The sequence below is a fragment of the Bdellovibrionales bacterium genome (genome assembly GCA_018266295.1).
Lineage (GTDB): Bacteria > Bdellovibrionota > Bdellovibrionia > Bdellovibrionales > Bdellovibrionaceae > JACMRP01.
This window is the reverse complement of sequence record JAFEAQ010000006.1, coordinates 190,617-216,167: the sequence shown is the minus strand read 5'-3', so window position 1 is coordinate 216,167 and position 25,551 is coordinate 190,617. Positions and strand designations below refer to the sequence as shown.

Below are 25,551 nucleotides of genomic sequence, written 5' to 3'. Positions count from 1 at the left end.
TCCTGTGTGGTGGAGACCTTATAAGTTAAAACCCAAGAGAAGTGTGTTCGATTTAAGTTAGGATTCGGTTAGAACCTCTTACTTACGGAACTCTTTAAATTTATCGTAGAATTTACGACGAGTGAAGTCGATGTTGTTGATATGCCAGTCATCGACCGCTTTATAGCCCTTCATGGTAATGCCGCCAAAGAGAATCCCATTCAGGCGCAGATGGCACTGAAAGCAGGCTTCCATACGGCGAAGAGCGTCTTTGCCCTCCACTGGCTTCAGTTGCCCGGTGATGTCCGCTTCGAAAAGATAAGGAACATAAAAACCATCTTCGCCTTTGCGGAGGACTTCGACAGAGTGAAGAGTTTCCTTGCCGTTTTGGTCCACGTCCATATTGCGGGCGATGCGAACCGTGCCAATCGGGTTGATGCTATTCAGGCGATTCCACCACATTTCGCGAGTGTAGTTTTTCAGAATCGGATTTTGCACTTTGCTTGGATCCAAAGTCACAACGTTCATCCACGTGTTGGTGGATTTAATTTCAGGCTGGCGATAGGCGCCGCTCTTTACGAAATCTAAAAGATTCAGCTGTTGGCCGTCGACTTTAAACCAAGGCTCTTCCAGGGTTTTGTAAATGCGTTGTGAGTAGAGGGCGAAAAGACTGTCCATCATACTGGCGTAAGCCGCTTTGGTAGACTCAGGGGATACTTTCACTCGCAGGTTGTATTCTTGAAGGACCAGGCGGGCTTCATCACCTAGAATGCCCTCGGCTTTGCCGGCTTGGATCACGGGGATGAGCTCTTTAGATTCATAACCTAATTTCTTTTTAGCACGTTCATACATGCGCTCCAGTTTCGAGCGGCGGATTCCCAGCATCGTGAACATATTCGTAAGATCACGTAAATTCAGTGGCGTGAGTTCACCGGCAACTTCCATATCTTTTGAGCGTAAAAGATCGCGCTGTTGGCGAGTTGAAGCGACTTCATTTTTAAGCTGTGCAGGGATTTTCAGACCTTGCTCTTCGCCCACCATCAAAAGGCGTATTGCTCGGCGATAGTCGCCCTCAGGGATATGTTCGTAGAGAGAGCTTAATGTCGAGACGTCAGAGGCTTGCAAAGCCTGCGTTGCTTGCGACCACCAAGCTTTATCGCCCGTGGCTCTTTGAGTGAGAATAAAAAGATCGAAGTTCTTTTGCGCTAAGAGCGACATTTCGGCATCTGGGGCCTTGTGCGGATATGTTCCGACAGTGTTCGCTGTGTCTTTAAAAGACTCAGAGCAGAGGAGCTGAGCCTGGGCTGTATTCGCTATTAGAATCATTCCCATGAGGAGGGCAGTAAGGCCTAAAAAGGCGTTCTGTTGGATAGTCTTTAGACAGCGTGGGGACTGTATTTTTGCTCTCATGGTCAGGGCCTCCGACTGACTTGGGAGAGTGCAAGCCCGGGGCCTTCGGGTGTTCGAGGATTTTCATTGTTTTGTCAAACCAACTCATGGCATCTTGATTCCACAATTGAGGACTTTTGCTGAATGATAAATGCGGTTTTGAAATTCTTTTTCCGACGAGCTCCGGTTGTGGATATCTACACCGATGGCAGCGCCAAAGAAGGGCGTGGCGCCTGGGCTTTTGTGATTGTCCGTGATGGTTTTGTTGTCTCTGAGAAATCCGCGGGCATCAAAAAAGCTTCGAGCAATCCGATGGAGTTCCGCGCGGCGATCGAAGCGTTGAAATCCCTTACTGAAAAAACTACCGCGACTCTTTTCAGCGATTCGCGCATCCTCATTGATTCCATGACGGTGTGGCAGGGAAGCGATCTTCGCCCCCGCGGGCTCGAGGCGGAACTTGCCGAGCTCGATGGGCTCGCGGCCAAACATGCCATCACCTGGAAATGGATCAAGGCCCATGCCGGTCACGAATTCAACGAGCGTTGCGATCAGCTATGCATCCAAGCACGGGATCAGATTTAATACGGTGTTAGTTTTAACTATACCTCGGTAATTAATGCGGTGGTTTTGTAAGGCCCCACCGGAGGGCCTCGGCCCGGTTATGAACTCCGCAGAGAATTCGTAAGTTAGAGATATCCTCACTCCCGCCTTTGGCTAGCGGTCGTATATGATCCACTTGCAGCTGATATTTTGAGCCACATCGCTGACCGTTTTGCGGATGAATGTACTCACAACAGTTCTTTGCTTTAGCATAAACAGCTCGTCGAACACTTGCGGCAATGTACTTACGTTTTTCTTTTGAGACAGGAACTTTTAGCGGCATTAGCCCGAAGCTCTGCGTTGAAGAATCGGATTTCTTTTCTTCGCGAGAGTTATGTTTTGCTAACTCTGCTGGGGCGCTCTCTTTGTCGGCGGCCGCTTTCGGGCGGCCTTCTTTTTTCTGAATAAAGTTCTGAGCCAAATAAGCAATCGCCTCTGCCAAATTATTGTCGGTTATAATGTGAGAAAGAAGACTCTGGGCTTTTTTCAAGTCTTCGTATTGTTGCGCGGTGAGATTGAGTTCCAGCCTCACACTGTCATCTTGCTGAGGTTTGATTTTTTGATAGGTCTTCGGCGCCTGATTAAGTTCGCAGGCCAGAATTTTTTCGGTTTCAAAGGTGGTTTTGCTTTCCACCTTTTCGATGAGTTCCCGAGCTTCTTCTTTGGTCACGGTGTTTCCGACTTTTTTCTCGTGATAAAGCGACTGTTGAACCTTCACCATTTGTGTCAGGGTGATGGTGCCGGATTCAGTCTTGGTCGCGACAGTAGGAACTTGTCTTAAGAGGCGAGCCGCCTGCATCCGGTCATAGGCAGCACTTTCACTATATCCCAAATGACGAGTGAGGTATTTGTAAACGGAATTATAGCCCGCTTGCAAAAATAGTTTTCGCCCCTCGACTTCAAGAATATGCCAAAGAATCAAATGAGTGATTTTTCTCTCAGACTTTGTGAGCTTCTCGAGGCCACTGAGAATTTCCGAGTCGGTTGCATTTTTGAGATTCATAGTCTTCCTTTGCATGGGAGTTTTCACATTCTGTATACCACGGGTTTTTGAGGCGGAAATTTCGGACTTTTCATTTTGTAAGAGGAGTTTGAAAAGAGTGTCAGAAAGACTGTTTAAAGACGTGAGAATTAGATATAAGAAGAGAAAAAAGCATCAGCGAGAAGCTTCTTGAAAAACTAAATGTCCGGGCTTTTAACGGGAATGAGAGGGCACAAAAATACCCGCAAACGAAAAAATAAAAATAAATAAAATTACGCAGAGCTTCGGGATAATGCCGTTTTCTAATTTTAAACTTTGCACCTGCTGAATCCGCGGCGAATATCGCTCCGGCTCTTCGCCCGCCAAAATTCCACAGTCCCACGGTGACATGCTCACTCTAAGACGCCTCAAAAAGAGGCGGGTGTTTTGGGAATCTCCGGAGCGCTTTCTTCCTCTAGAAACAACCTATTTGCAGGCGGCGCCATCTGACTCATCTTGAGTCTCAAAAGCCCCCGCCAAAAGCCGATAAAGAAGCATATGTTTGCGAATAAAAGATCGGCACTTTTTATCACAATTATAGGTGGGGTCTTCCTCGGCGCTTTTTATCAGAACATGACGCCGGTGGAGTTTGCGGCCCTGAATATGCCTCCAGTGAACGAAGGCGCGCGCCGGGATCAAGCCCGCGAGCTGCTCGGTTCGGTCTACGGGGGGAGCTATGCCGCTCGGCTGGAGGGGCATAGAGATCTTAATTACCTGATCTATAAGAAACTCGAAACATCGCTTTCCGGCGAGTGGAAGTCTTGGGTGCCACAGATGACCCAAGAGCTCATCAGCGAATGCCGTAAGCACGATATGGATCCAATATTTGTGCTCGCGATCATTCAAACTGAGAGTCAGTTTAATACCTATGCAAAGGGCACCTCAGGCGAAATCGGCTTGATGCAAGTCCTCCCTCAGACGGGTGAATGGCTTGCAAAGAAGTACAATCTGCCATGGCGGGGACCGAACACCCTCTATGATCCAATCAATAACATCAAGTACGGCATTACGTACTTTGCGCATCTCCGCTCGCAATTCGAGAGCCGCGCACATCACTACGTGCCGGCTTATAATATGGGACCGAAGAATCTCCGCCGTGTTGCGCGCAGTATTGCGAGTATCGGCGAAGATGAGAGAACTCTGCTGAACGGGAACTACGGTTCGCGGGTCATGAGAAATTACCAGCTCATTTACGAGCAGCTCATCGAGCGTAAAGAAGGTCAACTCAGAGTGGCGACTCAGCAGTCTGAGCCGCAGCAGGAGCCGTTAGCGCGTTAAAGATCTTTATAGAAGGCATCAAGAACGCGCTTTAAAAACTCGGGTCCCTCAGGATCGTTCGTCAAGGTGTCGGTGAGTTTGTATAGCTCGGCCTTTTTCTCTATGAACACCTGCTTCAATCGGACTTGGGTCGCAGGATCCACAGAGTTGATTGTCTTAAGGTCCGCCGAAGAATTGTACGCACCAATCATGATCGCTGAAAAGTTAAAATCCTGCGGAAAGAGCACCCACTTGCCGTTCGGCAGTTCGATGATTTTTGTATTCCAAAGATTAATTTTTGCATCTCCTGAGCGCGTGTCTTCAGGAGTCATCTTGATATACCAGTCGCTGTTACCGATCATTTTTTGGAAGTAGCCAATGCGTGCGGCATCTTCAGGATCGATTTGCGGAGACTGTTTCACGTTGGTAAACGCAAACATCGGAGCTTTTTGCGGCTGCAGAGCCAGAGTCAGCGGTTTCATCGGATCGTCGGTGCCTTTGATCTCGCGGCCGCCAAGACGTTTGGTAAAGCTGCTGGTATCTTCCAGAAGAAATGCCTGAAAAGGTTTTTTACTTTGATCGACTTCGGCGATTTTTGTACCGTTATATTTCACAAACACGGGGCGTGCTTTGAATGTCGGAATTCTTAGGACTTCGGCCATTCGGTACAATAAAGCTTCGCGGTGATTAAAGGCCGCGGCCTTTAGGAAGACTTCAGCAGCGCCTCCTGCCTTAGATCCGCAGTGAGTATTCATATCAACGGTTTTCGTCGTCTCAAACAAAGTGCCGCCGCGTTCTTTTGAAGTGAATTTTATTTCTAGCTTCGGAAAGTCGCAAAGCTCGGTCGAAGTAAAACCTTTCACACTGACAGAAACGGGGAGAGAGATTTTTTGTTTTTGTTCATTCCAGTAAGAGAACGTGCCTTCGACAGAGCCCTTCTTAAACTCGACAAGCCCCATGGATTTTCGCGCGAACAAATCCGCGAGCGGAGCTTCGAGTTCGACTTGCAAAGGTTCGTAACTTGCGAACACATTGCCGGCTTCAACCGGCGCAAAAGGCTCCGAGGCCGCAGGTAAACGTTTCATGGTGAGGTGACTGCATGCGAGAGCTGTGAGGACGACAAGAGCGATCGAGGATTTTGAGAATAGTTTTGTCATTCTGGTAGTTTATATGTGTTCTGAGGAGCCCGCGAGAGCTTCGTGTATTTATAGATTTAGGTCTGAAAACAAGCTCAGGTTGCGTCAGGTAGCGCTTTGATACCTAGACTATTGCAATGCGTCTTTGGGGCCCTTATAACTCCTCTCCATGGAAGCAAAGCAGATTTACCAGAAATACCTCAAAGATGAGTTTGAGCGCCGCAAACAGCGCAATTCATCTTATAGTCTGCGGGCTTACGCTCGCGACTTGGAGCTGCCGTCTTCCAAGCTTTCGCAATACCTCACCGGCGACTGTGGGATCTCGGGCAAGAAAGCCGGCGAGATCGCGCGCAAGCTGCGCTTAAGTCCGATCGAGGTGGAGCTCTTTGTTTGCTCCGCGGAAGCAAGCCATGCGCGGGATGCTTTGTCGCGCGAGATGGCTCAAGCAAAACTAAAGAAATTACTGGATAACGTGTTCTCGCAAGTGAACATGGAAAAATTCAATCTGATTCGCGATTGGTATCATCTCGCGATTCTGGAGCTCACAGAAGTGCAGGGCTTTGAATCCAACCTCGAGTGGATTGCAAAAGCTCTCGGAGTGGAAGTCACGCAAGTGACCGAAGCCGTGCAACGTCTGGAGCGCCTAGAATTATTGGATTCTTCGAATGAGCGCTGGGTGCAAACTCAGAAGGACTTTGAAACTCCGCAAGATATCAGCTCGCGCGCGATCCGCGATTATCATCGTCAGATGATGGGTGTCGTGGAAAGCCGGATTGAAGAAGTTCCCGTGGAAAAGCGTGAGCTCGGCTCTATGGTCTTCGCCGTCGACAAAGACCTGGTACCTGAGTTCAAGCAGCTGATCCGCCGTTTCCAGAAGGAAGCCGCCGCTCTGTCTGGACGCAGTCAGAGCAAGGATTCCGTTTACGCCCTTAATTTACAATTTATGCCAATTTTCGAAGGAGAAAAGCCATGAGAGCTTTCCTAATTTTAGCTACTTTTTTGATGACAACAAGTTCTGCATTCGCAGTCAAAATCGTCGGTAACGGTGGCGACACTTACGCCATTGAGTTCGTGTCTGTCGCAAGCGATATTTTGGACTACTTACAGTACACGGCCGATGGAAAAGTCGACTTAGCCAAGCTGAAAGAAGTGGTGAAAGCCACTAAAGTCGAGTCGACGAACCAGCTGTTATCATTGAAGGGGATGCCAAAGGATGCGATTAATTATCCGGCAGAAAAGCGCATCCTCTTTAGTCGCACGGCCTGGGGGAATGCAAAAGAGGCTGAAAAGCCAAGATTGGTTCTACATGAGTATCTCGGTGTGTTTGGTGCTGACGACTCTAGCTATGCTCTTTCGACGGATCTCTTAAGAGGCTTTGGATATGGTAAGAATGTGATGGAGGTCGAAGGCCCTTACACGGTGAATTTTGCGACGGATAAAGAATATCTTTTGGATGCCCATGTAACCATTGAGAACTATGGTCCGATGTCGTGGCATTATAATGCCGACGAGGAGCGCATTCGTTTGGTGGTTGAATACAAGGGCCAAAGAAAAATATTTTTGCTGCCAGCAAAAGGACACGTCATGTCTGCGGCGTCTGATAACGGTGGCGAGGACAACGGGATTTACGTGAGTATTCTGCAGCCGTTGAAGGATAAAAACGGTCGTAAAAAGAAAATCACAGAGGACGGTAGTGAATACTACGAACACGTGATTCGTGACTACCGAATCGAGTTTCAAAGTAAGAAAAAAGATAGCATGCCGGACGATGCGGACTTTTCAGGCCCGATCTCGAACACGGCTGGATAGTTTTAGATTTTAAAAATATTTAAGGAGAATTTATGAAAATCGCTATGACACTTATTTTAAGTCTCTTTTCAACAGTAGCAATGGCGACGGCCGCTATGCACTTTGATTATTGCCAATAGCGATGATGATGGCCAAACAGAGAGCCGCATGAGTTATACCTATGAATTAGATCAAGCCCCGAGCCGGCTTTTTTATTTTGGGGAGCACCGTTCGGAACCTCGGTAAAAGCCGAGGTCGTTTTCTGAGTGCGGACGGGTGCGACTCGACTTTCTCAAGACCTAGGTTCAAACTTCGCGAAGGCGCCCATCTGCCGCTGTTTTCATTCGGGGAACTCTCTTAGAATTAAATAAAAGAGAGGGCTATGAAAACACACCACCGTTCTTTCGTGAACCTTGTGATTTGTGCTTCTGCGATCAATATCATGTCCTGCCATAATGCGCGCTTAGACCGCATCGGCACTGTGGGAGGAGACTCCACCTTCTCGGCCCCCTCCAACAAAGTAGTGAACTCGAGCGAAACTGTTGCTGCGGGCAACAAAGAAGTCGATTTCTTGCTGGTGCTGGATGATTCCAACTCGATGATGCCGGAGTTGAAAAAGCTTTCTGCAAGATTAACAACTTTTGTGAGCTTCCTTGAGGCCAGCCAAATTGACTGGCAAATGTGCGTGACCACGACGCGGGCTTCAAATTTTGGCAAGTACTTAAACTGGAAAAACTATTCCCCAGCCGCGGGAACTCCTAAGTACCTTTTGAAAAAGGGCAGTGCGGGTCTTCCTGGCATTTTCACTTCAACGATCAATTCGATCACGATTGGTGGCGGGGAATCTGGCGATGAACGTGCGATTAAAGCTGCTTATGTCAGTTTTGAAAACGCGGGTCCTTGTTATCGTCCCGGCGCTGCAATCTCGGTGATTGCGATTTCTGACGAAGATGAAAGATCCGTGGGCGGCGATAAGTCTTTGCTGAAGCATAACGATGCGCCCGGCAGCTATCAGGCCCTCGAGAAAGAAGACATTCCGTCAAACTTGCTTTTGCAAGCCCAAGATTCTTTCGGTAAGAGCGTGCGTTTTACCTTTAACTCGATCATCGTAAAGCCAGGCGATATCGCCTGTGAAAAGAAACAGGATGCGGACACCTCACCAAGTCACCCAGGGAAAGTCTATGCCGCGATGTCAGCACTTACCGATGGGGGCATTGGCAGCATTTGTGATACCGATTACAGTGCGAACCTCAATACCTTTAAGGATAAGATCGTGAACTCTCTTCGCCAGCTGACCCTTCAGTGCGAGCCGGTAGAGCACACGCTCAAAGTGGTGGTTGATCATCAGGTCACCACGGATTATCAGTTAGACAGAAATATTCTCAGATTTAATACAGACCTTATTGAAGGCACGCAGATCGATCTGACTTATGATTGTGTAGAGTAGTCGTTAAAAAACCAAAGAACAAAAAAGCCTTGGTCTCCCAAGGCTTTTTTTATTTCTGCTTAGCCGGCTAGATAAGTCGGTTCGCAGGTCACGCGCATTTGATCAAAAGTCACCGGGTCTTCTACTTCGTTGTCCTTGATGTTGACGGGAATCGTGATTTGCATGCCACTCCATTCAGAAATCGCATTCACGACATCGTGATTCTTTTGAGTGATTTTCAGTCTGAAGAAATCCTTTTTCTTGGCTTCGAGAGCTTCAATCGTGACAACGGATCCCTTCGTCGAGTCGGTGAGTGTGGCTTTGGATTTATCGCCTAAAATCCAATTGCCGGAGTCACCGCTGGCCTTAGCAAAAAGCATGGAGTTACTTGCCTTATACTCAAGGCTGCAATTGAGCCCTTTGATAGGATCTGTTTTGCTGGCCGTGCCGCGTTTCTTCTCAGCGCTCAGTGCGCCCGAACAGAAAGCGATTGTTAATGCGATTGCGAAAATTTTTTTAGTCATTTGTTGTCCTCCTGTTTTTGAGCGTAGGAGGAGCACACTAAACAGTCGAGACTAGGAAGTAATTCGGCAGAAAAGACTGCTACCTGGTGCGCCTTGAGCGGGGTGTTTAAAGTTTAGACGAGTCTGCAGTTTCTTCCATTGCGAGGTTTTCTCCGGAAATTGATCGTAAATTTTGTTAAAACCGTTCCATCTTAATTACACAACTAACCTTAAGGATGGAACATGAAACAAATGATTCTTATCGCCTTGATGACAATGACTGGTTTGATGGCTCAAGCGGCTGGCCGCCAGGAAGCTTCTGAAATCTGCACGAGTATGAGCTTTGATAGCACTCGCAATCAGTGTATTTCTGAGCTTGCAAAGTATGACTACTTTGAACAAGGCGCGATCGATCTTTGTAAAGGTATGTCTTTCGACTCTGGTAAAATCGAGTGTGTGAAAGTGATCGGCAATAAGTCTTACGAAGCTTACGAGATCGATAACTGCAGAAAGGCCTCTTTTGATTCGACGAAAACTCAGTGCTTGAGCACTGCGGGTCGTGCAGCTTCTCCAGTTCCACCTCCGCCACCACCTCCAGGTTACGGTGCATGTTCAGCAGGTCAAACTATCATGCAACTTCAGAACATCGATCGTTCTGTGTACATGGGCAGAAATAACGATGCTCGCATCCAGATCAACGAGTTGATCAACCGCTTGCAACGTTGCCCGTAGTCGTTATCTGAATCTGAAAATAAAAAAAATCCCCGGCGCAAAAACGACCGGGGATTTTTATTTTTGGCGTTACTTATTTAGAAAGCCCCATTATCTCCTTCGAAGAACTGGAACTGTTGCTGCTGCTCAGGCCCGTCGTCTTCACCAACTTCACCCTTAGCATTCACCCGCGACGCTGCGGCATCCAATTGGAATGTGCCATTCGTGCGGAAGACCGATGACGAACTCGCGACCACCGTCACGGAGGTCACCGTGTTGCTATACATGTAGCTGATGCGGGACTCGCCGGTGCGATACAGACCTTCTAAGATGGATTGGGTCTGCGTCTGACCAGACTTGAACTTCACAGTGACGCTCTTGATTTTGATTTTCTCATTTGTGCAAGTCACTCTCAGTGCGCGGATATTGCGTAGACCTGTTGGCGGAGTAAACGTGAACGTACGCTCTTTAAAGCGGCCAACGCTGCCAGTGCCTAATTGATAAGTCGTATCCGTTCCAGGGTTGCCTGGGTATGGAGTTGGATATGGCGTTGGGTACGGCGTCGGATTCGGGTCGTACGGAGTTGGAGTTGGATATGGCGTTGGGTTTGGATCATAAGGCGGAGGGGTTGGAGTCGGGACCACGGGAGGTGTCGGTTGGGGAGGGGCCGGATCCGTCGGCGGAGCGCCAGGGCCTGGCAATGGAACCTCTGCATCGGCAACAACCGCAGTGGCAAAAGCCAAAACAACCAAAAAAGACATCAGCTTTAACATAGAACTCTCCTTGGACTTGTGGGCTGAGATTAGGGTTTGCCGGGCTTTTTGATAAGAAAATAGACTTAAATTTGTTTAAAATCAGGGGCTTGTTAAATGTCAGTTGGTTCTCAACAACCTTGTACAATTGATAATGATTCTTAATTATTTGGACTTTGGCTTTAGCTATGCCTATATCCTTACAGTAAGAGGTGAGTATGAACCGAGATTCAGTCCCATTGCTGCCGCGCCAACAAGATGAAGACATCATTATCCATCGCGAAGAGTTTACCGATGTGGAGTTGAAGAAGATCATTCGCGCGCTGAATCTGAAAGTGACCACCCAACGCTTGGCGATTTTAGGTGCCCTCCATGAAGGCCGTCGCCATGTCACCGCGCAAGAGTTGTTTGAAAAAGTAAACACGGATCACCCCGAAATCGGTTTCGCGACGGTTTATCGCTTTTTGCGCACGTTGACTGAGGGTAATTTCGTTTCGGAAGTTCGCATGGGCGGCCTTCCAGCTCGTTATGAGCTCAATTCTAAGAGTCACCATGACCACTTAACCTGTGTCCGCTGCGGCAAGATCTGTGAATTCGAAAACAAAACAATTGAAACGTTGCAAGAAAAAGTAGCAAAGCAATTCGGCTTCCAATTGACCCACCACGTTCTTGAACTCTACGGAGTTTGCCCTACTTGCCAGACAGCGAAAACAGCGAAGTAAATTGCGCCTCAAGCCAGACCCGCGTAGAATCGCAAGATGGCTTCAAATCAAGAATTCGACGGCATTGTAGTAAAAGGCGCGAAGGAACATAACCTCAAAGATGTGAGCGTTGTGATTCCTCGTAATAAGATCACGGTTTTCACCGGTCTTTCAGGAAGTGGAAAATCCAGCCTCGCATTTGATACAGTCTATGCTGAAGGGCAACGTCGCTATGTTGAGAGTCTCTCGGCCTATGCGCGCAATTTCCTTGAGCAGCTGAAAAAACCAGAAGTCGATTCGGTGACAGGTTTGTCGCCGGCGATCGCGATTGACCAAAAATCTGTCAGTACGAATCCACGCTCAACCGTAGGCACGGTCACTGAGATTTACGATTACATGCGCTTGTTGTTTGCAAAGGTGGGAACTCCGGAGTGTCCGATTCACCACTTGCCGGTGACGAGCCAGACACCGCAACAGATTCTCGAAGAGATCATTAAGAAGGGCTCGAAGAACCCGCAGGCGGCGAAGTTCTATGTGCTTGCGCCGATGGCTCAAGGTAAAAAAGGGGAGTTCCTTGCGGAATTCCAACGCTGGGCCCGCAAAGGTTTCGTCAAGGCTCAAGTCGATGGCAAAATGATCGACCTTGAAAATGCAACGAAGCTTGCGAAAACCAAAACCCACGATATCGATCTCGTGGTTGATCAGATTATTTTAAAAGATTCTATCAAGCATCGCTTGGCTGAGAGTATTAATACGGCGTTGAGCATGGCGAACGGCCGCGTGATCATTCAGACGATGAATGGCGAGCGCGTGTCTTATAGCTTGAAGTCTGCTTGTCCTGAGTGCGGTTACAGCTTTCCTGAGATCGAGCCGCGCATTTTCAGTTTCAATAATCCGCGTGGTGCTTGTGAAACCTGTAACGGCTTGGGCACCGCCGATCTGGTTGAAGAAGAAGAGTACTCCGAAGGCGACGTCGGTGGGCGCCGTCTTGAAAAAGTAAAATACGTCTATAAGGGTAAAAAAGTTTCTGCTTCCAACGATGAGGAGGAAGAAGAACAAGAGGAAATGGTTCTTTCTGAATGTCCGACCTGTCACGGGGCGCGACTGAAGCAGGAATCTCTCAATGTGAAAATCGGCGAGAAGAATATTTCCGAGCTTTCAAGCCTCAGTGCTGTGGAGCTTCGCGAGTGGGTCAAGGATCTGAAGTGGAAACCGAAAGATCAAATGATCGCCGAAAAGATTAACAAACAAATCGTGGCGCGCTTGGATTACTTGATCCGCGTGGGCACGGGTTATTTGTCTCTGAATCGTCCTTCGCGCACGCTTTCGGGTGGTGAAGCTCAGCGGATTCGCCTGGCGACTCAAGTGGGTTCTTCCCTCATTGGCGTTTTGTATGTGATGGATGAACCGTCGATCGGTTTGCATCCGCGCGATCATCACAGATTGCTGGAAATCATCGGTGAACTGAAAGAGCGTGGCAATACCATCGTTCTCGTAGAGCACGATGAAGATACGATTCGCTTTGCTGATCACGTTGTCGATTTAGGCCCGCGTGCGGGAAGTCTCGGTGGCGCGAAGATGGCGGAGGGAACTCCGGCTGAGATCGAAGCGAATCCGAATAGTCTTACGGGTAAGTATCTTTCGGGCGAAATGAAAATCACCATGCCGAAAGAGCGCCGCAAGGGGAATGGCAATAAGTTGCGCCTGATCGGCGCGACGGGGAACAATCTTCGTAATGTGACGCTGGAAATTCCTTTGGGAACTTTCACAGCGGTTACGGGCGTTTCCGGCAGCGGTAAGAGCACGCTCATCATCGATACCCTGTACAAACTTCTGGCGCAGAGATTCTATAAAGCCAATGCTTCACCTTCGCACTTTGATAAGTGTGAGGGGCTTGAGCACATCGATAAAGTTATTGATATCAATCAAAGACCGATTGGACGTACGCCGCGTTCGACTCCGGCAACTTATGTGGGACTATTCCCGATGATTCGCGATCTGTATGCGAATCTGCCGGATTCAAAACTGCGTGGCTATGCTCCAGGTCGTTTTAGTTTTAACGTGAAGGGTGGTCGCTGTGAGACCTGCATGGGTCACGGTCAAATCCGCGTTGAAATGCACTTTATGAGTGACGTGTTCGTTCGTTGCGAGACCTGCATGGGTGCGCGCTACAACCGCGAAACTTTGAATGTGAAATACAAAAACAAATCCATCGCCGATGTTTTGAACATGACGGTGCTCGAAGCTTTGGAATTCTTTAAGGCTTTGCCGCAAATCTATCGTAAGCTTGAAACACTCAACCGCGTGGGTTTGGATTACATGACTCTCGGTCAGAGCTCGACGACATTGTCGGGTGGTGAAGCGCAACGTGTGAAGCTTTCTAAAGAGCTTTCCCGTCGTGGCACCGGGAAGACGTTATACATTTTGGACGAGCCAACAACGGGCTTACACTTTGACGACGTTAAAAAATTGGTGGAGTTGATTCAGGATCTTGCCGACCAAGGCAATACGCTTCTTGTGATCGAGCATAACTTGGAAGTGATCAAGTGTGCCGATCACATCGTGGACTTGGGCCCCGATGGCGGTAAGGGCGGCGGCTACATCGTTGCCACCGGCACGCCTGAGCAAGTCGCGAAGGTCAAAGACAGCGAAACGGGGAAATTCCTGAAGCCGTTACTCAAGTAGGTGCCAGGTCCTGTTCCTGGTCGCAGTGCTTCTTGGCTACGCCGAAGCGATGCGGCAGCAATACCTGCAGTAAAATAAAATAGCCCTGATCGTGAAGTCAGGGCTATTTTATTTGAGCCTTGTATTTGAAAACAAGAGATTTAAATCAAAATTGAGGGCAACTATCTCCTGATCCCCAACACCTAACTTCATCACTTCCCAAAGCACATTTAAAGAAACGACCGATGACCACTTGCTTTGCCGCAAATAAATTCTTTGGCGGCATAAGATAACTACCCATACCCCAACAACTGATCTCTCCATTAGACTTCAATGCACATGTTTCAAATGGATAAGCTACAAGTTGAGTAACTGAGTTCAGACCTTTTGGTACAATTGTCTGTCCATTAGTACCCCAATCCCCCCAGCACTTAACTTTAGAGTCATCTAATACACAGGAGTGTTTCTCGCCAACAGCTATAGCCATTGGATTTGAAGTTTGCGGGGCATCCGTTTGTCCATAGTAATTATCTCCCCAGCATTCTAATTGGCCACTTACTATTCCGCAGCCAAATCGCGGGCTCCCAAAGTAAGAGCCATAATCGCCACCTAGCGACAACTGAGAAACGTGTTTAATGCCAAAAGGTAGTACAATTTTTCCACCTTTCTGAGCGCGGCATTCAACCTCTTCATTGTTTGCTACGCACAAAGCATCAGGGGTTTTGAAAGAAACTTCTGACGGATTTTTCAATTGAGGAACTTCAGAGGTGTATTTCATGCTTCCCCAGCATTTCAACCCTTCTTCATCAATTGCACATGCGCCGTTCCCATCTGAAGATAAATCTTTGGGCTGTTTCAAATATGGGATTTCACTAATTCCATATTTATTCTTTTTTCCGCGGCATTCAATGCTGTCTCCCATAGCGCAAACAAAATTATCGCCTGTTGATATTTTCTTTATATTTGAAATTTTCCAAGATGTTTCACAACTGGCAATTGCTTGATGACCATGAAGGCAAATTAATAGCAGAGAAAAAATTAATTTAAACATAGAACATTCCCTCACTTATGCGCCTAAATTAGATTATTGATGAGATAGGTAAGTCAACAGCCTCCAAAATCCTTTTGATCCCTTGTTGTTGAGTGTAATGGTGGAACATGATTCAGAGTGATCGCTGATTCATAACTGTGGTCGAAAGCTTACAGGCGCCGCTCGCAAAGAGGAGTTGAGTACTATTTTGCTTTTAATTTTCTATATTGAAAGATGAACTCTTCTAATTTGTCGGTTGCATTTTCTTTGGCGGCCCAGCGCTTGATTTTATCTAAGTTGATGGGATGCTTTTCGCAGATCCAGAGAGCATGAATGAGGCTTCTTCTGTCGTCCCAGTGAAACCAAGCCGAGAGGCGATCCATCACGCATTGGGTGGATTTTAGGAAATACTCAAGAGACAGTTGAAAATTACCTAAAATAGGATGTTTATAACCTATTTTAGGTAAAAACAAGATGTAGGTCAGAGCGGGCTTCGAATCTATTTCAATACTTTTGGCAGCGCGGACCCAATCAACTGCGCTCTTTGAACTGTTTTGAAAGGGTTTTCGTAGTCGCCTAAGCTAGAATAGTCCACCCAATTGCCAAAAGTGTCTGTGCGCGAACCGTACTTGCCGAAATAAGCTGAGGTTGGAATACCAAAGGCTTGCATCATCGTGACCCAAAGGCGATTGATGGGTTGGCCGGGGCCGATTTCCATTTTAAGACCGTACGAACTCGTGCCGTCCAATAATCCTTTACTGTAGTCAGCATAGTTAAGGGCTCTTCCACCATTCAGGCGCTTGTCACCAATCAAAAGGCTCCCCATATTAACGCCACAATGACCAAAGGACATTTCAGGGGAATAGTAGATCAAAGTATTATCAAGATAGGTTTCCGAAGATTCTGTTGCATTCAAGTTTTTCATCAATTCATAGACGACGTTATCTAAAACCCATTTCTGCGCGCCTAATAATTTAGGATAGTTGTTTCCGTGGCCATAATCTAAATGCCATGGTCTTGGCTCTGTATAAAAATTGATGGATTCCGTCGCAGAAGCCAACGCCGAAGCAAAGCCGACGTTAAAGACCCGGCACAAATCACATTTGATGAATAACGTGATCAAACGAACAACATCTTTAAAATAGGTCGTTGTATTAGGAATGGCACTGGTGCCAGTGGCAATATCGTTCACGCCGTTTCTGGTGATCTTTGTAAAATCATTTGCGACGGCAGGGCAGACATTGCCTCCAGGGGTTGTTGTTGTCGTAGGAGTCAACGACTTGGAAATATCTGAAAGATTTGTTAAATACTCATCTAAGCGGGATTTATCTTCGGCGCTGGTTTTCGTACTGCCTCGGACTGAATTTGCACTATTATATATTTGATCAATGATGCCTTTTCTGGTCGCATCCCCCGTTGTCGTCGTCGTGCCGGGAGTGCCGGTGCTTGCCTTAAAGTAAGTGGCGAATATCTGATTCAAGTTGCCATTGAGACTTAAATCCATGGTCCCAACTTCTTGACCACGTCCTCCAGCTAAAGTTTTTTCGCCTGAGCAGCTTTTATCACCCAGTCTCAGGGCCATGCCTGGAGCTGCGTCCGTTGCGCCTGAATAAATTTGCGACTGCCGAGCCAAAACTCGGTCCACGGTGTAATTACTGTTCATTGATAAGTTTGAACCTAAATTGGAGTTGGCGGTATTGCCCATGCACGCTTGCGAACCGTGATCCAAACGGCCTGGAAAGTCTAAGCCCCCAAGCATCACCATTCTTGAAACATAGGCATTAAATTTACTATCGAGTGCACCCGAAATAGACCCGTTTGCACTAATAATTGAAGACAGCAGGGTTTCGCTATAATTAAATCCGCTCTCCGTAAACGCCGTTGTATAAGTGCTATAGGGGGCCGTATTGGCTTTGCCCACAAAGCCTGTCGGGAAGAGCAGTTGTTGTGGGAATTGATCCGAGGTCGCGATACCGATAAAACGTCTTGGCGAAGCGGCCACTTGCGCTAGGACCGCACGGGGAATGAGCGAAGTTAAAAACGGAATTGCCATATATCCGACGGCGGTCTTAAGGAACATGCGACGGTTTATTGTATCGAAGGCAACCGCATCAACATTTGATGAACTCATTTTATTTCGTTTATTCATTGATCTTCCCCCGTTGCCTTTTAATTCATACGTCGTTGTCTAAAGCTTGCATCGATGGCCATGGCCTTCAAAATATCTAAAATAGTGCTATTCGAAGATGCTTTCTCTGCGATTCGGCTCAGCATGCAGGAATCATCAGCATTACTCATTTTGCCAAAATGATTGCGATAGATTTGCGTCGCAAAGCAAACATGGGCCTCTTTGCTGTCATTAATTCTGCTGACCAAAGTAACTGCATTATCAACACTGATCGTCTGTGGGCCAAAGATCGGAGACTGAGTGGTATCCGTTGCCTTATCAGCTAAGTAGGTCCCATCATCAGCGTAGATTCTTTCAATATTGTTTCGGTTGCGCGAAAAAATGTCATATTGTTCGAAAGGCATACCGAAGGGCTCAAGTTGACCATGGCAACTGATGCACGAGCTTCCACGCGGAACGAGGGCTTCATAATACTGACGAGTTGTGCGCACAATACTAGGGTCCACCACCGCAGGCGTAAAGATTCCGCCTGGAGCGGCAAACTGTCGGCAAAGGACATGTTTAAAGATAGTTCCACCAGTCACGAAAGGGTTATTTCTATCGCCACCATGAATTGTCATTGCCGCTTTGGTTAAAAACCCCACTCTTTTTTCGGTCGTCGGTAGAGTTGGGGGAGTCTGACCGGCTGTCCACACAGTCGTATTATAGACCTGGGCCAGTTTTGCATTTGAAGCAAAAGATTTATCCGAAGTCAGTAAATCCGTAAATGAACCCGGCTTGTCGACCGTGTAATAGCCAAACATATCCTTCATCTCTTGAAGAGCGGCTTTTCTGAAAGTGCTGCCTTCTCCGGCGGCCAGGTTTACAAAGCTATTTGAAATCGCATTCGCTCTCGGCGAACTTGGGAAGTTTGAGCTCGTGAGTCGTAACCATTCAGAAGCGAATTGCCAGATGTTCTCTTTCACCTTGCTTGGATAAGTCGCCACTAAATAGTCGACTGCTGAATTAATATCGACGGTCGTGTTTAATTTGCCATCCGTTGCAAGTTGCAACATTTTTTTGTCAGGGCCCGAGCCCGTTATCAAATATGAGATTCGAGAACCAATGGCATATTGGTCCAACACCAGCATGTTACCCGAGTTAGTTCCGTTGACTTCGTAGTGATATAAAAAGTCCGGTGCCATCAGCATTCCATACATGATGTAATAAAGTTTACCAAGAGGTGTGCTTTCATTACTCACGGACGCTTTAAATTGGGTTACTTCCGTCGTTAAAATTTTTCTGCGATAGACACTTAAACCAAATGCATTAATAAATTGTGTAAGACAGTCATCCGTCAATGCGGTATCACTATAGCAAGCGGCGTAACTGCCTAAGATCTGGGTACGCTGTGCCGAGCTTAAAGTTTTTATTTTTTGAACGGCATTCCAAATAGTTGTATCGTAAGTTTTTAAAAACTCTGCCGTAACAGTCGTTGCGCCTTTGCTAAATAAAAACGGTGCTGTTAACGAGTCCTGGATCCGTCTTTTAGGAACCGCATCTAAAGTGGAGGTTTCAAGCTGGGTCGCAGGATCAGTACCCACTTCAAATAACACATTAAAGTAAGTTGGCGTAAAAATATCTTTCAAGGTATTTTTCAATTCAAAATCGCTGAGTAATTTCAAAGTGTGATAAGCCTGATTTTCACCAACCACATTGCAAGACACCTTAAGGGCATCCAGCGCGTAGTTTGACGCCGTCGTTGTCGGATCTACGTACAAAGCTTGCGCAATGGCTGCGATCTGATCCGCCGACAATTTGATGGCCGACATCGAAGGCACAGTGGCAATCGCATTGGTAATTTGCGTCGCCGTGCGATTGATTTTCGTGCTACTGACAAGCGCTCCATGGCACGAAGAACAGTTGTTTGCGTATAAAACTTTTCCATCTAAGATGGGCGCAATCCGTTCAAAGTTTCGAGAGCTGGTTCCGACATTGCCAACAGCATCTGTTTGCGAGGCCGTGATCGTTTTTACCCCAGCACCTGTGGAAAAATTCACGCTCGCTTGAAAGGTCGCAGCAGTGCAGGGCACACTCGAAGAGGCCGCGGCTCCAGTTCCTGAAATCACAACATTAAGTCCAGTTTCGCAACTACCACCAATGGTCAGTGCAGTGTCGCCTTGGGTGCCCGCATCTGGCGTTAAAATGCTCACCGCAGGAGCTGTTGTGTCCAGGACAAAGGATCTTGAGTCCTGACCAGTTTGGTTTTGGGCATTGGTTTGAGCCACGATGATGTTTTTAGTGCCATCACCCGCAGAGAAGCTCACCGCTGCAGAGAAAGCGCCCGCAGTACAAGTGGTTTGCGAAGCTTGGCTCACGCCGGCTCCTGAAATCTGAATAGGAAGACCGGTGACACAAGTCCCTGTGATCGTAATGCCAGTTTTAGTGAGAGTATTTGCAGCCGGAGCTGAAAATTTAATGACGGGTATTCCTGCTGGTAAAGCCAGGGTGATGGTGCGGCTCGCACTTCCTTGATTTCCGGCGGCGTCAGTTTGTTGTAAGCTTAGAGTATAAGTTCCATTGGTGCTCACTCCACCCACAGCGGCTTGGAAACTTGAATTCGCGCAAGCCACTTGAGCAGGCGCAGTCAAAGCATTGCCCGAGATCATCACATTGAGGCCGCTTTCACAACTTCCTGAAACGGTGATGGCTTGTGAGGTGAGTTGTGCATTTGCGGCAGGAGCCGAAAATTGCAAGACCGGAGCCACGGTGTCTTTCGTCACGCTGATTTGTTTTGATCCTTTGTTTCCGGCGGCGTCTATTTGTTCAACTTTTAATTCGAGAGGACCATCTGCTTGGCTTAATTTCAAACTTGAAGTGAACGCGCCCATATTACAATTAAGACTTTGTGGGGAACCACCATTAATAGTGAGCTGAACGGATAAGCCAGATTCGCAAGCGCCTGAAATCGTCAAATCCGATTTTACAAAAGCTCCTTCAAGGGGAGAAAGGATGGCCACGGTTGGAGCAATGAGATCCGAGGGATCAGAGCTTGTTGAATTTAGATCCATGGAGTTCGAATTGGCCTGAAATCCTTTGCCGCAATTTTGAAATGGAAATGTTGCGAGCGTTAAAAGCAGAATCACTTTGGTGATATTTAGGACGCTGATGGATGGTCGTGGCATTTGTGCCCCCCATCCTAATTATCGAAACCTTTCTCGATTTAGTAAAGTCGGGCGCCCGGAAATTCTCCTCTGTAGACACAGAATTTTTCAGGTGATGAATTACTTTACAAAATATGAGTTGGGAGCAAATGGAAATCCTCTAAAAGTTCGACAGTGTTTTTCTCTCTGGAGAGTGCTGCAAATGTGCAGCACTTTGAGGTCCGTTTGCGAACTTTTTTGGAGAGAGATCATTCTAAGTTGGTCACGTGGGAATTACATGAGGGCTCATCCACGGATTTTAAAAGTCAGTGCGTTTCGATAGTGAGGCTATGTTGAAAACTAGTGGTTTTGAAGCAGGACCATGTCCTGCTTCTGCTCCAGGCTTCGATGGCTATTTTAAAATGATATACTCGTACGTCTCAGAATTGCCGGATTTCTCTTTAGAGCTTACCTGGTATACTCCTCTTTTATAAGCGGAACTTCTCATGCCATCCGTATTAAGATCGCCTTTTCCAAATTTAGTATATTGGCGAGTGCACGTTACGTCTTTCATATCGCAAAATTGTTTCAAGAGTTTTTGAGTATTCGTAACATCTGCTTTTTCTACCGTGTTGCCTTGCAGACGAGAGAAGTAGTCAAAGCAGCTCATTCTTCTTTTAGCAGCGTCCTCGTGAGCGGCCTTGCATGTGGCAAGCAATTGCTCTGTCGTTTGGTTAGGTGCATTTGATGTGGCTGAGATTCCAAAAGCCTCGTACGGAGTTTTCCAGCATTGTGCTTCGCTCAGGTTTTTTGCGGAACTGATGCACTCTACTTTCCAGCAAGGGCCTGTAAAAGTGGATTCACAATAGTCAGATTGCCGAACCATGGATTTTCCGGAAAGTAGCGATTGGGCAACATCAGGCGTTTTATTTAAATAGACCTGAGTCTCTTCAGGGCTCATTTTCACTGTTCTACTAGCGCATCCTACAAAGGTTAAAATCGTCATCAATAAAAATGCTGTGATAGTTTGCTTCATTTTCTCACCTTGCTTTAAAATTGGCGCCAGAACTACCTCTTAGGCTGACGCTTGTCTAGAAAAGAAATGTTTTCGATTCACTCATCAGTTCAAAAAGTGATGAACAACTGAATGAGATGCTGCTGCAAATTTGCAGCAGAAAAACGGTCAACACTTAGATCTGCGCGGATTGAAAACTTTTATTTTCTGGGAGCGACTCAACTCTTAAAGTGCATATTGTTTTTTAAGTCTCATCTGCGCCAGAGGCTTCGATCGTTTGATGTGCGAATTAGAAAAACATCGAGCAGAGTTTTGTGAATTCAATATTTTATAAACATTTTGGATGCAGGTGGACCCACTAAATGCCGAAAAGTAAGTATGAGAATTTTAAGGCCTCTCATCGTCACATTTTTGGGTGTGCTCATTGCGAATTCAGCGATGTCGCAATTGATTCCTTTTGCCTTTATGAAACAGCCCGCGAGTCCGTATTCGAATTTGGATTGGGATTTTACGACTCTCACCAGTCTTCCTTCGCAGCTGACTTTTGCGCGCTCTTCAACAGCCACATATTTTAATAGCTCTGGTGTGATGCAAACGGCCGCCTCGAATGCACCTCGCTTTGACTACGATATGACGACCCATGCAGCCAAAGGGCTTTTGATGGAGGCAGCGGCAACCAATTTGATTGCGGGCAGTACAAATCTTTCTGGAACATACTGGGATGATGGTGGCACGGGTCCTACTGTGAGTTTGGATACAGTGATTGCGCCCGACGGGACCTCTTCCGCAGATCGAGTCACGGCAAGCGGAGACGACTACTTTTACCCCATTCCAATTCCGTCAACGACGATTAGCGTGAATTACACTTTTAGTTTTTATGCGAAGTCGCCCTCGCCGGGAACACTGACTGTGGTCATGCAAGAAGTCGGTGGTTCCTATGGGTACTATGCGCAGTCGACTTTCAATATCACATCAAGTTGGCAGCGTTTTTCAATTACCGCAGCAAAAAATACGACAAACCCCATGCGACCAGTCATTGCGATGTACACCTCCAGTTTTGGCAATACGACGATTGTCGACTATTGGGGAATGCAGATGGAACTAGGAAGTTATCCGACAAGTTTTATTCCGACAACGACGGGTGCAGTCACTCGAGCGGCGGACTCCGCGACATTTAATACAATGAGCTGGTTTAATCCGACCCAAGGAACTTTGTTTGCCGAATACACGAATGATGGTTCCGAGAGTGCCACGACCTACCGGGTCTTTGGCCTTTACAATACGAACGTCTCTGGGACTTTTGCGCAAAACGCGATTGAGATTGCCGATAGCGGAACGACAGGCGCAATGAAAGTGACGACTGCGAACTCGGCCGTTTTTAGCCCCGCTGGAACACTGAATGCGGCGAACACCATCAACCGCCAGGCCATGACTTATCAAGCGAATAATTTTACAAGCTCGGTCAATCGGGGAGCTGTGACGACAGATTCTTCGGGCACATTGCCATCGCCGGCCTATGGATATATTGGCTCAGCTCCGGATGGTAATATTCGTAATCGCCACATTCGCAAAATTCAGTACTACTATTATATTCTCTCGAATGCCGCGCTGATGGCTCTTTAGGTGCCAGGTCCTGTTTCTGATCGCAGCGCTTCTTGGCTACGCCGAAGCGATGCGGCAGCAAAGTCGCAAAAAGTAAAAAGCCCCGGCTTGGAAGTCAGGGCTTTTTTGATCGAGCAGTGTATGACCTATTTTAGATAGAAATTGGATGAGGGTGTAAGAGGCCTATCCAATCTGAAAACACTCTTCTTGCTCCCATTTATTCTCGATGCTGGTTATGGTTGTCGCATTTTTTAGGACGCACTCTTCTGGAGTCGTAAACAATAACGACTCGTTTTGAATAATTCTTAGTCGGTTCCGTGACGACCCAAGAGCGTAAGTGCTTGGGTTTGCATAGCTATACCGGAAATCTGAGTAACACCCGACACCGTCTAGACTGTAGTCCCTGGCGACAAATATAAGACGTTTTCAGCGGGCCCGCTTGTTGCTTATGCTAGTAAGTGGGGGTCCGTTGTATGAAAAAGCAGTCCGTTATTGTTATCCTCATTTTTTCCGCAATCTCGATTACAGCGTATCAAAATTGTTCAAATACTGCCTTCCAGGCAGAGATGAATTTCAAGGCCTCTAGTACGGATGTCACAGGTGCTTCTGTTCCTGTGTGTCGCATGACGAGTGCCGATGAATTAAAACCAAAACTTCGCTATTCATGGGATTACGCCTTGGATGTGATGCCGACTTATAAGCAAGTCATGGCTTCTCCTGTGGTGGGTGACCTTGATGGCGATAAGATTCCTGAAATCGGTTTTGTCTCTTATGAAAATACGGCCTATAGCTCAAAAGGTGTTTTGCGTATTCTGAATGGTAAAGACGGCTCTTCGAAGTTTTCAATTAGTGCCGACAACTTGATGCCGTATGCTTCGACAACTCCGCTTTTTGTCGACATCGATGGCGATGGCAAAGCAGAGATTATCTATATTCACTATCTTGGCCAGAAAGTGATTGCACTGAATTCCGATGGTTCTCTCCGTTGGGAGTTGCCACTTGATTTCACTGGCATGTCAATCACATCCATGAATGACTGCCGTGGCGGTTTTGCAGCGGCTGACTTAGATGGCGACGGCAAAGCTGAAATCATTGCGGGCAGCTGGGTTCTTTCTGAGGATGCGACGAAAAAAGGTTATATTAAAACTCGCTTAGCAGAACAAACGAACGGTTGCTACACCTATGCAGCGAGTTTGAAAACTCAAAGCAACAGTGATTTGCAAATCATCGGTACAACCGGCGTGATGGATAAAAACGGCAATTATCTTTGGAAATACCAAAAAGCCGGTATGCCTGCCACGGCAGATCTTTTGCCAGATGTTCCAGGCGTTGAAGTGGTGGTTACTGGCAGCGGATTTTTCTCGATCTATAACGGCCTGACGGGCGAAGTGATCGCGATGAAGGAATTGTCTGAGCACTCAGACCTCATTTGTCGTTACGATGCTGCCGGCAAAGGTGTTGTCGGCGGTGGTCAAGCAACGATCGGTGATTTCGATGGCGATCCAAAGACGCTTGAAATTGCAGTAGCCACAGGCAAGTCGTTGACCATTTTCAACGCTAAAGGTGAAAAGATCGCAGGCAGTGTGACTCAAGACTGCTCTTCACTTGTAACAGGTCTGACATCGTTTGACTTTAACGGTGACGGCAAACCTGAGATTATCTACGCCGACGAACAATACGTGCGCATCTATGAAATGGATGGCAGTAACAACTTGAAAGTAATCTGGTCTGAAATCAACCCAAGCGGCACTCTGCGCGAATACCCAGTCGTTGCTGACGTTGACGGTGATGGCAGCTCGGAACTCTTGGTAGTTTCTAACAATATGTGGGCAAGCACGCTCTATACAACTCAAGCTGAGAAAGACCAAGCGGCGTTGATCACGGGGATCCGCGTATTTGGTCCGACGGTGAAAGACTCTTGGATGCCAACGCGCTCTGTGTGGAATCAGCACGCGTACTTCGTGAATAACGTGAACGATAATTTGACGGCGACGTCGAGCAATTTCATCAACGGCTTTACTGCAAATGCGTTCAAACGCAACACGCAAAAGGGGATGTTCCAGGCCAGTTGCGTGAAGTAGGAGAGCTGGTCCTTAGCAGCAATTTTCTTACTTCAGTTTAATCAGGCAATCGCTTCATTCGGACATTGATTAAGTCGACAATTCATTCCGCCAACACGAGGAATGAGAAGTTTTCAGCATATCGCTTTGTAAGTTTGCAAAGCGCCTTTCGTACCGAGGATTTCTTCATTAGCCTAAGATCGATGATCAAACCTAAGGAGAATCTTATGCCAGAAAAAAGAACCCTCGAAAGAGCTCAAAAAGACCGCCGCTCCGGGAAAGCCCCCTCGACTCAAGCCGGAGAGTTCGTCCGTGAAGAGGTAGAGCATGTTCGTAAAGGCAAGCACGGTGTGCGTTCGCCAAAGCAGGCGATTGCCATCGGGCTTTCTAAAGCCAGAAAAGCGGGAGTCGCCATTCCCGAAAATCCCAACGCAAAAAAGAAAAGTGCCAAGGGTGTGACTCGTAAGAAGAGCAGCGAATCTCCGCGCCGTCGGGCTCGCGCAAGCTTAAAAGCGCTTCGTCGCGAACCGACCTCGACGGTGTCGCCGGCGGCTATGGGTAAACAAGCACACGAAAGCGCCGTACGCCGCGGGCCCAAGAAAAGACGTGCGGCCTCGTTGAAAGCAGCGCGCACGCGCCATGCGCATGCCTAGATATAAGAAGGCCT

Annotated in this window: 21 protein-coding genes; 11 read left to right on the top strand and 10 right to left on the bottom strand. The window is 47.3% G+C overall.

All coding sequences use genetic code 11. The annotated features are described in order from the left end of the window. Positions 1–78 precede the first annotated feature (78 nt). Positions 79–1,389, bottom strand: a complete 1,311-nt coding sequence (locus JSU04_05200; protein ID MBS1969678.1) for a hypothetical protein — start codon at positions 1,387–1,389, stop codon at positions 79–81. 138 nt (positions 1,390–1,527) lie between these two features. Between JSU04_05200 and JSU04_05195 the strand changes: the two genes are divergently transcribed. Beyond that, positions 1,528–1,950: a ribonuclease HI gene (locus JSU04_05195; GenBank protein MBS1969677.1), complete on the top strand. Its 423-nt coding sequence runs from the start codon at positions 1,528–1,530 to the stop codon at positions 1,948–1,950. 31 nt (positions 1,951–1,981) lie between these two features. Here JSU04_05195 and JSU04_05190 read toward each other — a convergent pair whose 3' ends face one another. Next, the gene (locus JSU04_05190; GenBank protein MBS1969676.1) at positions 1,982–2,971 is read right to left on the bottom strand and encodes an HNH endonuclease; all 990 of its coding nucleotides are present in this window, start codon (positions 2,969–2,971) and stop codon (positions 1,982–1,984) included. Positions 2,972–3,487: 516 nt separating this feature from the next. Between JSU04_05190 and JSU04_05185 the strand changes: the two genes are divergently transcribed. Continuing rightward, complete coding sequence (locus JSU04_05185; GenBank protein ID MBS1969675.1) at positions 3,488–4,267, top strand: lytic transglycosylase domain-containing protein; 780 nt, start codon at positions 3,488–3,490, stop codon at positions 4,265–4,267. Here the strand turns inward: JSU04_05185 and JSU04_05180 are convergent. Then, the gene (locus JSU04_05180; GenBank protein ID MBS1969674.1) at positions 4,264–5,403 is read right to left on the bottom strand and encodes a hypothetical protein; all 1,140 of its coding nucleotides are present in this window, start codon (positions 5,401–5,403) and stop codon (positions 4,264–4,266) included. The two genes, JSU04_05185 and JSU04_05180, sit on opposite strands and share 4 nt — an antisense overlap. Positions 5,404–5,551: 148 nt before the next feature. Between JSU04_05180 and JSU04_05175 the strand changes: the two genes are divergently transcribed. The 3 genes from JSU04_05175 (at position 5,552) to JSU04_05165 (ending at position 8,617) form a co-directional block, all read left to right on the top strand. Continuing rightward, positions 5,552–6,355 (top strand): DUF4423 domain-containing protein, encoded by an 804-nt coding sequence (locus JSU04_05175; protein MBS1969673.1) that lies wholly within the window; start codon positions 5,552–5,554, stop codon positions 6,353–6,355. Next, positions 6,352–7,191, top strand: a complete 840-nt coding sequence (locus tag JSU04_05170) for a hypothetical protein (protein ID MBS1969672.1) — start codon at positions 6,352–6,354, stop codon at positions 7,189–7,191. The genes JSU04_05175 and JSU04_05170 overlap by 4 nt, the downstream gene beginning before the upstream one ends. A 361-nt stretch (positions 7,192–7,552) precedes the next feature. Further along, complete coding sequence (locus tag JSU04_05165) at positions 7,553–8,617, top strand: hypothetical protein (protein MBS1969671.1); 1,065 nt, start codon at positions 7,553–7,555, stop codon at positions 8,615–8,617. A gap of 59 nt (positions 8,618–8,676) precedes the next feature. Here the strand turns inward: JSU04_05165 and JSU04_05160 are convergent, their stop codons facing one another. Continuing rightward, positions 8,677–9,120 (bottom strand): hypothetical protein, encoded by a 444-nt coding sequence (locus JSU04_05160; GenBank protein MBS1969670.1) that lies wholly within the window; start codon positions 9,118–9,120, stop codon positions 8,677–8,679. Between the two features lie 222 nt (positions 9,121–9,342). Here JSU04_05160 and JSU04_05155 point away from each other — a divergent pair, with 222 nt between their 5' ends. Next, positions 9,343–9,831, top strand: a complete 489-nt coding sequence (locus JSU04_05155) for a hypothetical protein (GenBank protein MBS1969669.1) — start codon at positions 9,343–9,345, stop codon at positions 9,829–9,831. Between the two features lie 77 nt (positions 9,832–9,908). On the opposite strand, the gene JSU04_05150 is transcribed toward JSU04_05155, so the two are convergent. Beyond that, positions 9,909–10,583 carry a hypothetical protein gene (locus JSU04_05150; protein ID MBS1969668.1) on the bottom strand — a complete coding sequence of 225 codons (675 nt, stop codon included), beginning with the start codon at positions 10,581–10,583 and terminating at the stop codon, positions 9,909–9,911. Positions 10,584–10,780: 197 nt separating this feature from the next. On the opposite strand from JSU04_05150, the gene JSU04_05145 reads away from it, so the two are divergent. Continuing rightward, complete coding sequence (locus tag JSU04_05145) at positions 10,781–11,284, top strand: transcriptional repressor (GenBank protein ID MBS1969667.1); 504 nt, start codon at positions 10,781–10,783, stop codon at positions 11,282–11,284. Between the two features lie 36 nt (positions 11,285–11,320). Then, on the top strand, positions 11,321–13,948 hold the full coding sequence (gene uvrA, locus JSU04_05140) for an excinuclease ABC subunit UvrA (GenBank protein ID MBS1969666.1): 2,628 nt from the start codon (positions 11,321–11,323) through the stop codon (positions 13,946–13,948). 145 nt (positions 13,949–14,093) lie between these two features. Here uvrA and JSU04_05135 read toward each other — a convergent pair whose 3' ends face one another. The 5 genes from JSU04_05135 to JSU04_05115 all read right to left on the bottom strand — a co-directional run bounded on the left by JSU04_05135 (position 14,094) and on the right by JSU04_05115 (position 21,243). Beyond that, the gene (locus JSU04_05135; protein MBS1969665.1) at positions 14,094–14,978 is read right to left on the bottom strand and encodes a hypothetical protein; all 885 of its coding nucleotides are present in this window, start codon (positions 14,976–14,978) and stop codon (positions 14,094–14,096) included. Between the two features lie 182 nt (positions 14,979–15,160). Then, a complete protein-coding gene (locus JSU04_05130; protein ID MBS1969664.1) occupies positions 15,161–15,430 on the bottom strand; it encodes a hypothetical protein in 270 nt (89 codons plus the stop codon). Between the two features lie 26 nt (positions 15,431–15,456). Beyond that, positions 15,457–17,106: a DUF1552 domain-containing protein gene (locus JSU04_05125; protein MBS1969663.1), complete on the bottom strand. Its 1,650-nt coding sequence runs from the start codon at positions 17,104–17,106 to the stop codon at positions 15,457–15,459. Between the two features lie 20 nt (positions 17,107–17,126). After that, entirely contained in the window at positions 17,127–20,249 is a 3,123-nt protein-coding gene (locus JSU04_05120) for a DUF1592 domain-containing protein (protein ID MBS1969662.1), read from the bottom strand. A gap of 370 nt (positions 20,250–20,619) precedes the next feature. Further along, positions 20,620–21,243, bottom strand: coding sequence for a hypothetical protein (locus JSU04_05115; protein ID MBS1969661.1), 624 nt, complete (start codon positions 21,241–21,243; stop codon positions 20,620–20,622). Positions 21,244–21,600: 357 nt separating this feature from the next. Here JSU04_05115 and JSU04_05110 point away from each other — a divergent pair, with 357 nt between their 5' ends. From JSU04_05110 to JSU04_05100, 3 genes are all read left to right on the top strand, one after another. Next, a complete protein-coding gene (locus JSU04_05110; protein ID MBS1969660.1) occupies positions 21,601–22,845 on the top strand; it encodes a hypothetical protein in 1,245 nt (414 codons plus the stop codon). 452 nt (positions 22,846–23,297) lie between these two features. After that, positions 23,298–24,905: a VCBS repeat-containing protein gene (locus tag JSU04_05105; GenBank protein MBS1969659.1), complete on the top strand. Its 1,608-nt coding sequence runs from the start codon at positions 23,298–23,300 to the stop codon at positions 24,903–24,905. A gap of 206 nt (positions 24,906–25,111) precedes the next feature. Beyond that, the gene (locus tag JSU04_05100) at positions 25,112–25,537 is read left to right on the top strand and encodes a hypothetical protein (GenBank protein MBS1969658.1); all 426 of its coding nucleotides are present in this window, start codon (positions 25,112–25,114) and stop codon (positions 25,535–25,537) included. The last annotated feature ends 14 nt before the right edge of the window (positions 25,538–25,551 follow it).